This is a genomic window from Streptomyces sp. NPDC091280, assembly GCF_044768565.1.
Classification (GTDB): Bacteria; Actinomycetota; Actinomycetes; order Streptomycetales; family Streptomycetaceae; genus Streptomyces.
In genome coordinates this window covers 138,303-150,399 of sequence record NZ_JBIVUZ010000011.1, presented here as the reverse complement: position 1 = coordinate 150,399, position 12,097 = coordinate 138,303, and the positions used below count along the sequence as shown (strand labels likewise).

8 protein-coding genes are annotated in these 12,097 nt (G+C 71.3%); 3 read left to right on the top strand and 5 right to left on the bottom strand.

Annotation, left to right across the window (positions count from 1 at the left end; genetic code table 11):
* Positions 1 to 6: 6 nt before the first annotated feature.
* Together ACIQPR_RS31345 and ACIQPR_RS31340 are read right to left on the bottom strand one after the other, a co-directional pair.
* The gene (locus ACIQPR_RS31345; protein ID WP_403655099.1) at positions 7 to 567 is read right to left on the bottom strand and encodes a HutD family protein; all 561 of its coding nucleotides are present in this window, start codon (positions 565 to 567) and stop codon (positions 7 to 9) included.
* Positions 564 to 1,283, bottom strand: coding sequence for a vWA domain-containing protein (locus tag ACIQPR_RS31340; protein WP_403655097.1), 720 nt, complete (start codon positions 1,281 to 1,283; stop codon positions 564 to 566). The genes ACIQPR_RS31345 and ACIQPR_RS31340 overlap by 4 nt, the downstream gene beginning before the upstream one ends.
* Positions 1,284 to 1,398: 115 nt before the next feature.
* On the opposite strand from ACIQPR_RS31340, the gene ACIQPR_RS31335 reads away from it, so the two are divergent.
* On the top strand, positions 1,399 to 2,235 hold the full coding sequence (locus ACIQPR_RS31335; protein ID WP_403655095.1) for a chitosanase: 837 nt from the start codon (positions 1,399 to 1,401) through the stop codon (positions 2,233 to 2,235).
* A 95-nt stretch (positions 2,236 to 2,330) separates the two neighbouring features.
* Here ACIQPR_RS31335 and ACIQPR_RS31330 read toward each other — a convergent pair whose 3' ends face one another.
* The 3 genes from ACIQPR_RS31330 to ACIQPR_RS31320 all read right to left on the bottom strand — a co-directional run bounded on the left by ACIQPR_RS31330 (position 2,331) and on the right by ACIQPR_RS31320 (position 9,480).
* Entirely contained in the window at positions 2,331 to 3,794 is a 1,464-nt protein-coding gene (locus ACIQPR_RS31330; RefSeq protein ID WP_403655093.1) for a glutamate synthase subunit beta, read from the bottom strand.
* Positions 3,787 to 8,382, bottom strand: coding sequence for a glutamate synthase large subunit (gltB, locus tag ACIQPR_RS31325; RefSeq protein WP_403655091.1), 4,596 nt, complete (start codon positions 8,380 to 8,382; stop codon positions 3,787 to 3,789). The genes ACIQPR_RS31330 and gltB overlap by 8 nt, the downstream gene beginning before the upstream one ends.
* Before the next feature lie 366 nt (positions 8,383 to 8,748).
* Positions 8,749 to 9,480, bottom strand: coding sequence for a VIT1/CCC1 transporter family protein (locus ACIQPR_RS31320; RefSeq protein WP_403655089.1), 732 nt, complete (start codon positions 9,478 to 9,480; stop codon positions 8,749 to 8,751).
* A gap of 282 nt (positions 9,481 to 9,762) precedes the next feature.
* Between ACIQPR_RS31320 and ACIQPR_RS31315 the strand changes: the two genes are divergently transcribed.
* A complete protein-coding gene (locus tag ACIQPR_RS31315; protein WP_403655087.1) occupies positions 9,763 to 10,812 on the top strand; it encodes an ADP-ribosylglycohydrolase family protein in 1,050 nt (349 codons plus the stop codon).
* Positions 10,809 to 12,089 (top strand): ADP-ribosylglycohydrolase family protein, encoded by a 1,281-nt coding sequence (locus ACIQPR_RS31310; RefSeq protein WP_403655085.1) that lies wholly within the window; start codon positions 10,809 to 10,811, stop codon positions 12,087 to 12,089. The genes ACIQPR_RS31315 and ACIQPR_RS31310 overlap by 4 nt, the downstream gene beginning before the upstream one ends.
* Positions 12,090 to 12,097: the final 8 nt, after the last annotated feature.

Sequence of the window (12,097 nt, the reverse complement as noted above, 5' to 3'; positions counted from 1 at the left end):
GCCGGGTTAAGCCAACGGTGCGTCAGCGGACGGCGACCATCCGATCACGGCGGCGCGGCCCCGGGCGTGCAGCACGGCCTCCTCGCCCAGCCACAGGGCGTCGTACGGCCCGAGGGTCGCTCCGGCCAGCTCCGCGGTTCCGTCCAGGGCCACGACCAGGGTGTCCGGGCGCAGCGGCAGCCGGCCCCGGACGACGGCGACCGTGGGGGCGGCGGCGACCGCGCCCCTGCGCCACATGACGTTGAGGTTGATGACCGGGCCGTCCAGCAGCCGGCAGTCGGTCGGCACATCGCCTCTGAAGTCCCGTGGCGCGTAACGGGTGTCGACGAGCTGCCGGGTGCCGTCGACGGTGAGGTCCATGCCCGCGCCCTCGACCACGGTCAAGGTCCGGTCGACGTCGGGGAAGGCGGAGAACGGCCCGTCCGCGCCGACCTCGGCGAGGCTCACCCGCCAGGCGAAGTCGTCCATGCCCGAGCCCTCGGGCCGGGCGGCGATCTCGCGCGTCACACCGCCACCGTTCTTCCAGGGCACGGCGGTTCGGGCCGAGGCGGGCAGCGGACGGGTCACTGGACGATCCCCCGCTCGCGGGCCGCCGACAGCCACTGCGGGAACTCGCCCACGAGCCGGTCGTAGAGTTCCGCGTCGGACATCCGCAGCGGGTCCGAACCGGCGTGGAAGAAGCCCGCGTTGTCGACCGCCCGCTTCTGCGGCACCGCCAACTCGTCGAGTTTGCGAAGGAATTCGAACTGCTTGCTCCTGGCGTCGCCGAACCCGACGAACTGCCAGAACATCGGCAGCCTCGCGGCCTTGCACACATACCGTTCCGCGGCGAGCTTGTTGATCGGGCCGCCGTCCGTCTGGAAGACGACGAGCGCGGGCGCCTTGGAGCCGCTGTCGAGGTAGTGGTCGATGACCGCGTCCATGGCCAGGTGGTAACTCGTCTTGCCCATGTGCCCAAGTCCCGCCACCACGCGGTCGATCCGGCCCGCGTGGTCGGCGAGGGCGATGTCCGTGACGGCGTCGACCTCGGTCGAGAAGAACACCACCGGCACGGTCCCGTCGTCGTCCAGGTGCGCCGACAGGCCGAGCACCCGGTCGGCGAGGGCCTGCACGCTGCCGTCCTTGTAGTACGGCTTCATGGAGCCCGAGTAGTCCACGACCAGATAGACGGCCGCCCGCTGCCCGTCCAGCCCGTGCTTGCGGAGCGAGACCCCGGCGCTCTTGTACAGGCTGACCAGCGCGGGCGCGGTCTCCTCGACCTTGCTGAGCGAGATCGCGGCCACAGGGACTCCCTTCGGATCACGGCGAAAGGACCGAGATTACGCCACGGAGGTCCGGCAGGTTCAATGTCCCCCCAACCCCCGGAATATCGGACGTAACCGCCCCTACTCTGGCCCCATGAAACGCGCCGGCGTCCTGATGCTCGCCGCCGTACCCGTCGCCATCGCCGCGACGGCCTACGGCTCCTCACTCACCGCCCACACCGAACCGCGGCCCGCGCGCCCGTCCGCCGCGACCCACCCCAGAACACCCGAGGGACTGGCCGCGCCGGCCATGAAGAACCTCGCGCAGGAGCTGGTGGCCAGCGCCGAGAACTCGACGCTCGACTGGCGCAGCGCGTACGGATATGTGCAGGACATCGGTGACGGCCAGGGCTACACGGCGGGCATCATCGGCTTCTGCACCGGCACCCACGACCTGCTCGTCCTCGTCGAGCGCTACACCGCCGAACACCCCGGCAACGGCCTCGCCCGCTACCTCACGGCCCTGCGCAAGGTCGACGGCACCGACTCCCACCAGGGCCTGGACCCGGGCTTCCCGGCCGCCTGGCGCGCCGAGGCCAAGGTCCCCGCCTTCCAGGCGGCCCAGGACGCGGAACGCGACCGGGTCTACTTCGACCCGGCGGTCGACGCGGCCAAACGCGACGGCCTGGGCCCGCTCGGGCAGTTCATCTACTACGACGCGATGGTCTTCCACGGTCCGGGCACGGACGGCTTCTACGGCATCCGGGAGCGCGCGCTGCGACAGGCCCGGCCCCCGGCCCAAGGCGGCGACGAGAAAGCCTACTTGAGCGTCTTCCTCGACATCCGCCGCGCCGCGATGCGGACCATGCACCCCGGCATCGACACCTCCCGCGTCGACACGGCCCAGCGAAAGTTCCTGGACGAGGGGAACCTGGAGCTGCGGACACCGCTGGTGTGGAAGGTGTACGGCGAGACGTACCGGGTGCCGTGACAGTGCTGCGGCGCCTGCCCGGGTCCGGTCGGGGACGGGGCAGGCGCCGCGATGTGTTCCGTACGCCTTTGTACGGGACGCTTATTGATGAACCGTCAGACCAGCAGGGAACGGTCCGTCGGGCGGATCGGGGCCGGGAGTTCGCTGGCGCCCGTGAGGAAGCGGTCGACGCCGCGGGCGGCCGAGCGGCCCTCGGCGATGGCCCACACGATGAGGGACTGGCCGCGGCCCGCGTCACCGGCGACGAACACGCCGGGGACGTTGGTGTGGAAGTCGGCGTCGCGGGCGATGTTGCCGCGCTCGTCGAGGTCCAGGGCGAACTGGTCGACCAGGCCGTTCTCGCGGTCGGTGCCGGTGAACCCCATGGCCAGGGTGACCAGTTGGGCGGGGATCTTGCGCTCGGTGCCCGGCTTCTGGGTCAGCTTGCCCTCGACGAACTCGACCTCGACGAGGTGCAGCCACTGGACGTTGCCGTCCTCGTCGCCCTCGAAGTGGGTGGTGTTGACGGAGTAGACCCGCTCACCGCCCTCCTCGTGCGCGGAGGTCACCTTGTAGAGCATCGGGAAGGTCGGCCAGGGCTGGGAGACCGGGTTCCGCTCGTCGCCGGGGCGCGGCATGATCTCCAACTGCGTGACGGAGGCGGCGCCCTGGCGGTGGGCCGTACCGACGCAGTCCGCGCCGGTGTCGCCGCCGCCGATCACGACGACGTGCTTGCCCGCGGCCGAGACCGGGGCGGTGACGTAGTCGCCCTCCTGCACCTTGTTGGACAGGGGCAGGTACTCCATCGCCTGGTAGACACCGGTCAACTCCCGCCCGGGGACGGGGAGATCGCGGGCGGTGGTGGCACCGGCGGCGATGACGACCGCGTCGTAGCGCTTGCGCAGGTCGGTGGCCTTGAGGTCGACGCCGATCTCGATGCCGGTGCGGAAGCGGGTACCCTCCGCGCGCATCTGCTCGATGCGGCGGTTGATGTGCCGCTTCTCCATCTTGAACTCGGGGATGCCGTAGCGCAGGAGGCCGCCGATGCGGTCCGCGCGCTCGTAGACGGCGACCGTGTGGCCGGCCCGGGTCAGCTGCTGGGCGGCGGCCAGGCCCGCCGGGCCCGAGCCGACGACCGCGACGGTCTTGCCGGAGAGGCGCTCCGGGGCCTGCGGGGCGACGTCGCCCGTCTCCCAGGCCTTGTCGATGATGGAGACCTCGACGTTCTTGATGGTCACCGGCGGCTGGTTGATGCCCAGCACGCACGCCGACTCGCAGGGAGCCGGGCACAACCGGCCCGTGAACTCGGGGAAGTTGTTCGTCGCGTGCAGGCGCTCGGAGGCGGCCGTCCAGTCGCCCCGGTAGGCGTAGTCGTTCCACTCGGGGATCAGGTTCCCCAGCGGACAGCCGTTGTGGCAGAACGGGATGCCGCAGTCCATGCAGCGGCCGGCCTGCTTGCCGATGATCGGGAGCAGCGAACCGGGGACGTAGACCTCGTTCCAGTCCTTCAACCGGACGTCCACGGGACGGGACTTGGCGACCTCGCGCCCGTGGTTCAGAAAGCCCTTCGGGTCAGCCATTGGTCGCCGCCTCCATCATCTTCTCGGTGATCTCGGTCTCGGAGAGACCCGCTCGCTCGGCGGCGTCCTTGGCGGCGAGCACTGCCTTGTAGGCACTGGGGATGATCTTGCTGAAGCGGTCCACGGCGACGGCCCACTCGGCGAGCAGCTTCTCGGCGACCGTGGAGCCGGTCTCCTCGGCGTGGCGGCGCACCACGTCGTGCAGCCACTGCTTGTCGGTGTCGTCCAACTCCTCGACGGCGCCCACGTTTCCGACGTTCACGTTGTCGGGGTTCAGGTCGACGACGTAGGCGATGCCGCCGGACATGCCCGCCGCGAAGTTGCGGCCGGTCTCGCCGAGCACGACGGCCCGGCCGCCGGTCATGTACTCGCAGCCGTGGTCGCCCACGCCCTCGGAGACCACGGTGGCACCGGAGTTGCGGACGCAGAAGCGCTCACCGGTCCGGCCGCGCAGGAACAGTTCGCCGCCGGTCGCGCCGTAGGCGATCGTGTTGCCCGCGATGGTGGAGTACTCGGCGAGGTGGTCGGCGCCCCGGTCGGGGCGGACGATCACCCGGCCGCCCGAAAGGCCCTTGCCGACATAGTCGTTGGCGTCGCCCTCCAGGCGCAGGGTGACTCCGCGCGGGAGGAAGGCGCCGAAGGACTGGCCGGCCGAGCCGGTGAAGGTGATGTCGATGGTGTCGTCGGGCAGGCCCGCGCCACCGAACTTCTTCGTCACCTCGTGGCCGAGCATGGTGCCGACCGTGCGGTTGATGTTGCGGATCGCGATCTGGGCGCGGACCGGCTGGGCGTCGGTGGCGCTGGACGCGGCGAGGGCGTCGGCGGCGAGCTTGATCAGCTCGTTGTCGAGCGCCTTCTCCAGGCCGTGGTCCTGCACGATGACCTGGTGGCGGGCGGCGCCCTCGGGGAGTTCGGGCACGTGGAAGAGCGGGGCCAGGTCCAGGCCCTGTGCCTTCCAGTGGTCCACCGCGCGCTCGACGTCGAGCGTGCCGGCCTGGCCGACGGCCTCCTCGATGGTGCGGAAGCCCAGCTCGGCGAGGATCTCGCGGACCTCCTCGGCGATGAACTGGAAGAAGTTCACGACGTATTCGGCCTTGCCCGCGAACCGGTCGCGCAGCACCGGGTTCTGGGTGGCGATGCCGACCGGGCAGGTGTCGAGGTGGCAGACGCGCATCATGACGCAGCCGGAGACGACGAGCGGCGCGGTCGCGAAACCGAACTCCTCGGCGCCGAGCAGCGCGGCGATGACGACGTCACGGCCGGTCTTGAGCTGGCCGTCGGTCTGGACGACGATCCGGTCCCGAAGTCCGTTGAGCAGCAAGGTCTGCTGGGTCTCGGCGAGGCCCAACTCCCAAGGTCCACCCGCGTGCTTGAGGGAGGTGAGCGGCGAAGCACCCGTACCGCCGTCGTGGCCGGAGATGAGGACGACGTCCGCGTGCGCCTTGGACACACCGGCGGCGACCGTGCCGACGCCGACCTCGGAGACCAGCTTCACGTGGATACGTGCCGCCGGGTTGGCGTTCTTGAGGTCGTGGATCAGCTGAGCCAGGTCCTCGATGGAGTAGATGTCGTGGTGCGGCGGCGGGGAGATCAGACCGACACCGGGGGTGCTGTGCCGGGTCTTGGCGACCCACGGGTAGACCTTGTGGCCGGGCAGCTGGCCGCCCTCGCCGGGCTTGGCGCCCTGGGCCATCTTGATCTGGATGTCGTCCGCGTTGACCAGGTACTCGCTCGTCACGCCGAAGCGGCCGGAGGCGACCTGCTTGATGGCGGACCGCCGCGCGGGGTCGTAGAGCCGGTCCGGGTCCTCGCCGCCCTCACCGGTGTTGGACTTGCCGCCCAGCTGGTTCATGGCGATGGCGAGGGTCTCGTGCGCCTCCAGGGAGATGGAGCCGTACGACATGGCGCCGGTGGAGAAGCGCTTGACGATCTCGGAGACGGGCTCGACCTCGTCGATGGAGATCGACGGGCGGTCCGACTTGAAGCCGAAGAGCCCGCGCAGCGTCATCAGGCGCTCGGACTGCTCGTTCACGCGGTCCGTGTACTTCTTGAAGATGTCGTAGCGCTTGGTGCGGGTGGAGTGCTGGAGGCGGAAGACCGTCTCCGGGTCAAACAGGTGCGGCTCGCCCTCGCGGCGCCACTGGTACTCGCCGCCTATGTCGAGGGCGCGGTGGGCGGGCGCGATGCCGGAGGCGGGGTACGCCTTGGCGTGCCGGGCGGCGACCTCCTTGGCGATGACGTCGATGCCGACGCCGCCGATCTTGGTGGCCGTGCCGCTGAAGTAGGCGCCCACGAACCGCTCGTCCAGGCCGACCGCTTCGAAGACCTGGGCGCCCCGGTAGGAGGCGACCGTCGAGATGCCCATCTTGGACATGACCTTGAGGACGCCCTTGCCGAGCGCGTAGATCAGGTTGCGGATGGCCTGCTCGGCCTCGATGCCGGTGAGGAAGGTGCCCGCGCGGACGAGGTCCTCGACGGACTCCATCGCCAGGTACGGGTTGACGGCGGCGGCGCCGAAGCCGATGAGCAGGGCGACGTGGTGGACCTCGCGGACGTCACCGGCCTCGACCAGCAGGCCCACCTGGGTGCGCTGCTTGGTGCGGATGAGGTGGTGGTGGACGGCGGCGGTGAGCAGCAGCGAGGGGATCGGCGCGTGCTCGGCGTCGGAGTGCCGGTCCGAGAGGACGATCAGCCGGGCGCCGTTCTCGATGGCCGCGTCGGCCTCGGCGCAGATCTCGGTGAGGCGGGCGGCGAGGGCGTCGCCGCCGCCGGAGACCCGGTACAGGCCGGAGAGGGTCGCGGCCTTCATGCCGGGCATGTCGCCGTCGGCGTTGATGTGGATGAGCTTGGCCAGCTCGTCGTTGTCGATCACCGGGAAGGGCAGGGTGACGCTACGACAGGACGCGGCCGTCGGCTCCAGCAGGTTGCTCGCCGGGCCGAGCGAGGAACGGAGGCTGGTGACCAGCTCCTCGCGGATCGCGTCCAGCGGCGGGTTGGTGACCTGCGCGAACAGCTGCGTGAAGTAGTCGAAGAGCAGTCGCGGGCGCGAGGACAGCGCGGCGATCGGCGAGTCGGTGCCCATCGAACCGATCGGCTCGGCACCGGCCTTGGCCATCGGCGCGAGGATGACGCGCAGCTCCTCCTCGGTGTAGCCGAAGGTCTGCTGGCGGCGGGTGACCGAGGCGTGGGTGTGCACGATGTGCTCGCGCTCGGGCAGGTCGGACAGCTCGATCTCGCCGGCTTCCAGCCATTCCGCGTACGGCTTCTCGGCGGCGAGGGCGGCCTTGATCTCGTCGTCCTCGATGATGCGGTGCTCGGCGGTGTCCACGAGGAACATCCGGCCGGGCTGGAGGCGGCCCTTGCGGACGACCTTCGCGGGGTCGATGTCGAGGACGCCGACCTCGGAGCCGAGGACGACGAGGCCGTCGTCGGTGACCCAGTAGCGGCCGGGGCGCAGGCCGTTGCGGTCGAGGACCGCGCCGACCTGGGTGCCGTCGGTGAAGGTGACGCAGGCCGGGCCGTCCCAGGGCTCCATCATCGTGGAGTGGAACTGGTAGAAGGCGCGCCGGGCCGGGTCCATGGAGTCGTGGTTCTCCCACGCCTCCGGGATCATCATCAGCACCGAGTGCGGCAGCGAACGCCCGCCGAGGTGGAGGAGTTCCAGCACCTCGTCGAAGGACGCGGAGTCGGAGGCGTCGGGCGTGCAGATCGGGAAGACGCGGTCGAGCTTGTCCTGGTCGCCGAAGAGGTCGGAGACGAGCTGGGACTCGCGGGCCGCCATCCAGTTGCGGTTGCCCTTGACCGTGTTGATCTCGCCGTTGTGCGCGACGAAGCGGTACGGGTGGGCCAGCGGCCACGACGGGAAGGTGTTGGTGGAGAACCGGGAGTGCACGAGGGAGATCGCGGAGGCGAAGCGCCGGTCGGACAGGTCCGGGAAGAAGGGCTCCAGCTGACCGGTGGTGAGCATGCCCTTGTAGACGATGGTCCGCGCGGACAGCGACGGGAAGTAGACGCCGGCCTCGCGCTCGGCGCGCTTGCGCAGCGCGAAGGCCTTGCGGTCGAGGTCGATGCCCTGGGTCTCGCCGTCGCTCACGAAGACCTGCCGGAAGAGCGGCATGGTGGAGCGGGCGGTGGCGCCGAGGAGTTCGGGGGCGACCGGGACCTCGCGCCAGCCGAGGACGGTGAGGCCCTCGTCGGCGGCGATCGTCTCGATCTGTGAGACGGCGGAGTCGGTGCCGTCCTTCGGCAGGAAGGCGATGCCGACCGCGTATCCACCGGCGGCGGGGAGGTCGAATCCGGCCACCTCACGGAAGAAGGCGTCCGGCACCTGGGACAGGATGCCCGCGCCGTCGCCCGAGTCGGGCTCGGCACCGGTCGCACCGCGGTGCTCCAGGTTGCGCAGCACCGTGAGCGCCTGCTCGACCAGCGCGTGGCTCGCCTCGCCGGTGAGGGTGGCCACGAAGCCGACGCCACAGGCGTCGTGCTCGTTGCGGGGGTCGTACATACCCTGCGCGGCAGGGCGAGCATCCATGAAGGACCAGTTCTGGCCATTCGTGGGCTGCTGGGACGGCTGGCGCGGCGTACGCATCGGCTCTCCCGTCGTCGTCGTGGCATATGCAAGTGCATAGGGACGACGTTGGCCCTCTGCGGGGTAAGCGCAAAATTTCGTGCAGGTTACATGATGGAGCGGCTCTCGGGAACCGGATACTCCGTTCCAACATGCGGACGCCGCAGGGTGGCGGCGCGGCACCGCACAGGCGGTGGAGGTCAAGGGGACCGAAGCGGACAGATCGGTGTCCACCGGTCCAGGGCAGAGGGAGCGTCGTCGCCCGTCCCGCGGGTGCGCCCCAGGCGTCATTGCCTGCGGCGCTTACGGCTCATGCCCAGTGGTTAAGCGTTCGAAACCAGCGAGTAACGGCTACTTATGCAGACCTCCGCATAAGTGCGCGTCGAGCTATCCTACGACCGTTCCGAACAGGGTGCCCAGGGCGTACGTCACACCGGCCGCCGCACCGCCCAGCGCGAGCTGCCGCAGCCCGCTGAACCACCAGGTCCGCGCGGTCACCCGGGCCACCACCGCACCGCAGCCGAACAGCCCGAGGAACGCGAGCAGCAGCGCCGGCAACAGCGCGGTCGCCCCGAGCAGGAACGGCAGCACGGGAAGCAGCGCGCCCAGCGCGAACGAGCCGAAGGACGACACGGCGGCCACGAGCGGCGAGGGCAGGTCGCCCGGGTCGATCCCCAGCTCCTCCCGGGCATGTATCTCCAGGGCCTGCTCGGGATCGCGCGAGAGCTGCCGGGCGACCTCACGGGCCAGATCGGCCTCGACCCCGCGACTTTCGTAGAGGGCGGCCAGCTCGCCCTCCTCGTCCTCCGGGTGCTTGCGCAACTCCCGCCGCTCGACGTCGAGTTCGGCCTCGACCAGCTCGCGCTGGGAGGCGACGGAGGTGTACTCGCCGGCCGCCATGGAGAAGGCGCCGGCGGCGAGTCCGGCCAGTCCGGTGATGACGACGGTCTGATGACCCACGGCGCCGCCGACGACTCCGGTCATCAGGGCGAGGTTGGAGACGAGACCGTCCATCGCGCCGAACACCGCGGGGCGCAGCCAGCCGCCGTTCACATCGCGGTGGGTGTGGTTGTCGCGGTGCGCCTCGTGGAGCGTCGCCCCGGTCTCGATGACGGCCATGCGGTGATCCCCCAGAAAGCTAAGGCTAGGCTAAGTTTAGACAGATTCCATTGTTCGACAACACCGAACATACGCCTTTCATTTCCCGCCCACCAGCAAGGAAAGGCTGGGCTAACCTGCACGTTTACCCTCGAACGCTCATCCGAGCCAGCTACCCATCAGATGTCGACCGGGTGATGCTGCGCTCCGTCAGGCTCTGCCGAAGGCCTCCCGTGGCAGACATCCGCAAAGGGTTCCGCGCCCCGAGGCGCTCTGAGGGAACCCCGTAGGGAGAGGCCGCGCATGGCATCGATCGCCCGCATTCCCCCGGTCCCGGCGCCCGAGAAGGCCACCGCACTCCGCGAACGGGCGCGCGGCGCGCTGCTCGGCCTCGCGGTCGGGGACGCCCTGGGGGCACCCGCCGAGAACATGAAGCCCTCGGAGATCCGCGCCCGCTGGGGCCGCATCGAGGGATACGTGGCGGAGCACCCGGCGGGCACGGACGACACCGAGTACGCGATCTTCTCCGGCCTGCTCCTGGCCCGCCACGGTTCGGCCCTGACGCCCTCCCATGTGGAAGCGGCCTGGCACGAGTGGATCGCGGACCGCGACGAGGGCCCCTTCCGGGGCGCGGGCTTCAGCGAACGCGGCACCCTGGAGAACCTCCGCCGGGGCCTCGCCGCCCCCATCTCCGCCCAGCACCGGCACGCCTGGAGCGACGGCCTGGCCATGCGGGCGGCCCCCTTCGGCGTCTTCGCGGCCGGCCGCCCCGCCGAGGCCGCCCGCCTGGTCGCGATCGACGGTTCGGTCAGCCACGACGGCGAGGGCATCTACGGCGGCCAGGCGGTCGCGGCGGGAGTGGCCGCGGCGATGGCGGGAGCGCCGACGATCGCGGTGGTCGCCTCGGCACTCGCGGTCGTCCCGGACGACTCCTGGACGGCCCGCTCGCTGCGCCGGGCGGTGGCGGTCGCCCACCGCGGCGAACGCGCGGTCCGCTCCGCGGTCGTCATCGGCGGGTACCCCTGGACCGACCTGGCCCCCGAGGCGGTCGCCCTGGCCTTCGGCGCGTACGCGGCGGCGGACGGCGACTTCGTGGACTCCGTCCTCACGGCGGTCAACATGGGCCGCGACGCGGACACGACGGCGGCGGTGGCCGGCGCGCTGGCGGGCGCCACGCGAGGCGTCTCCTCGATCCCCGCCGACTGGGCGTCGGCGATCGGCCCGGCCCGGGGCAGCTGCCTGCCGGCGATGGCGGGCCATCACGTCCTGGACATCGCGGAGTTGCTGGTACCGGGAGAGGACACCAAGTGGGGTGGCGCGGTGCGACGCGACCAGGACGAGGTGCGGGTATGAGGACGGCCCACGGCGACGGGCTCGCCGCCGGGGACGCGAACACCCCGCAGTATCCGGTGGACACGGAAGCGGGAGGGGACCTGAGCATGGGAGGGAACGTGGGCGTGGGAGCGGCCGAGCGCGGTCGCCCGGCGGCGGGGCCGCTCGCCGCCGTCGAGGGCGAGGTGCGCCGGGTGGAGGGGCTGCTGCTCGGGCTCGCCGCGGGGGATGCCGCCGGCTGGCCCGCCGCACGGCACCGCGCCGCCCGGATGCCGGAGTGGACCCGCCGGCTGACCCGGGAACTCGACACCTTCGCCGAGCAGAACGCGACCACGACACTCCCCGTCCCCATCGCCCTGAACCAACCGCCCGAGCCGCTCCGCCTGGGCCCCTCCGACGACGCCGAGTGGGCGGCGTTCACCGCGGAGGCCGTACTGCGGGCCGGCGACGACACCGTCCTCGGCGACCTCAGCAGGGAACGCCGGACCCGCGCCGCCATCGACCTCGGCTGGAACGCCGTGGCCAGCGAAGTGGCCGCGGCGGCTGACCGCGCCCCCGAGGTCGAGTCCGCCGTGCTCCCCCTGCGCGCCCGTATCTCGGTACGCGCCGGGCTCGGCAACCTCGCCGCCGGTCTGCGGCCACCCGCCACCGGCCACGACAACCCCCACTACTTCGACGACGCGGCCTGCGTCAGGGCCTGCGTGCTGGCCGTGGCCCACCCCGGCGACCCCCAACGCGCCGCCGCCCTCGCCGAGTTCGACGCCCGCTACACCCAGGACGGCGACGGGGTGCACGGCGCGCGAGCCATGGCGGCGGCCCTCGCCCTCGCGCTCGTCGGCGCGACCGTGGACGACTGCGCGGCGGCGGCCCTGGCCGAACTGCCCGAAGCCACCGAGATCGGCCGCAACGCACGCCACGCACTGGAGTTGGCCCGGGGCTGCGACAACGCGTTCGCGCTGATCCCCCTCTTGGAACACCAGATCGTGGACCACGTCTACAGCTACGGCATCGCCGCCGCCGAAACCGTCCCGGTCGCCCTCGCGCTCGCCATCGCGGCCCGGGGCCGTATCGCGGAAGCGGTCCCCGCCGCTGCCTGTCTCTCCCGCGTCGCCGACTCCGCGCCCGCCCTCGCGGGCGCTCTCACCGGCGCGTTGAGCGGCGGCCGGGCGATCCCGTCCGCCTGGCGGGACGCCTGCCGCACCCTCTCCGGCTGCGCCCTCCCCCGCCTCACCGGCACCGACCTGGTGGAACTCGCCGAACTCCTGGTAGCGACACAACCGCCCCCGCCAGGAGGATGATTCGGTGC

Bases quoted from the DNA above. Each gene is read 5' to 3' on its own strand.
- ACIQPR_RS31335 (WP_403655095.1), top strand. From the start codon at position 1,399: ATGAAACGCGCCGGCGTCCTGATGCTCGCCGCCGTACCCGTCGCCATC.
- ACIQPR_RS31330 (WP_403655093.1), bottom strand. From the start codon at position 3,794: ATGGCTGACCCGAAGGGCTTTCTGAACCACGGGCGCGAGGTCGCCAAG.
- gltB (WP_403655091.1), bottom strand. From the start codon at position 8,382: ATGCGTACGCCGCGCCAGCCGTCCCAGCAGCCCACGAATGGCCAGAAC.
- ACIQPR_RS31320 (WP_403655089.1), bottom strand. From the start codon at position 9,480: ATGGCCGTCATCGAGACCGGGGCGACGCTCCACGAGGCGCACCGCGAC.
- ACIQPR_RS31315 (WP_403655087.1), top strand. From the start codon at position 9,763: ATGGCATCGATCGCCCGCATTCCCCCGGTCCCGGCGCCCGAGAAGGCC.
- ACIQPR_RS31310 (WP_403655085.1), top strand. From the start codon at position 10,809: ATGAGGACGGCCCACGGCGACGGGCTCGCCGCCGGGGACGCGAACACC.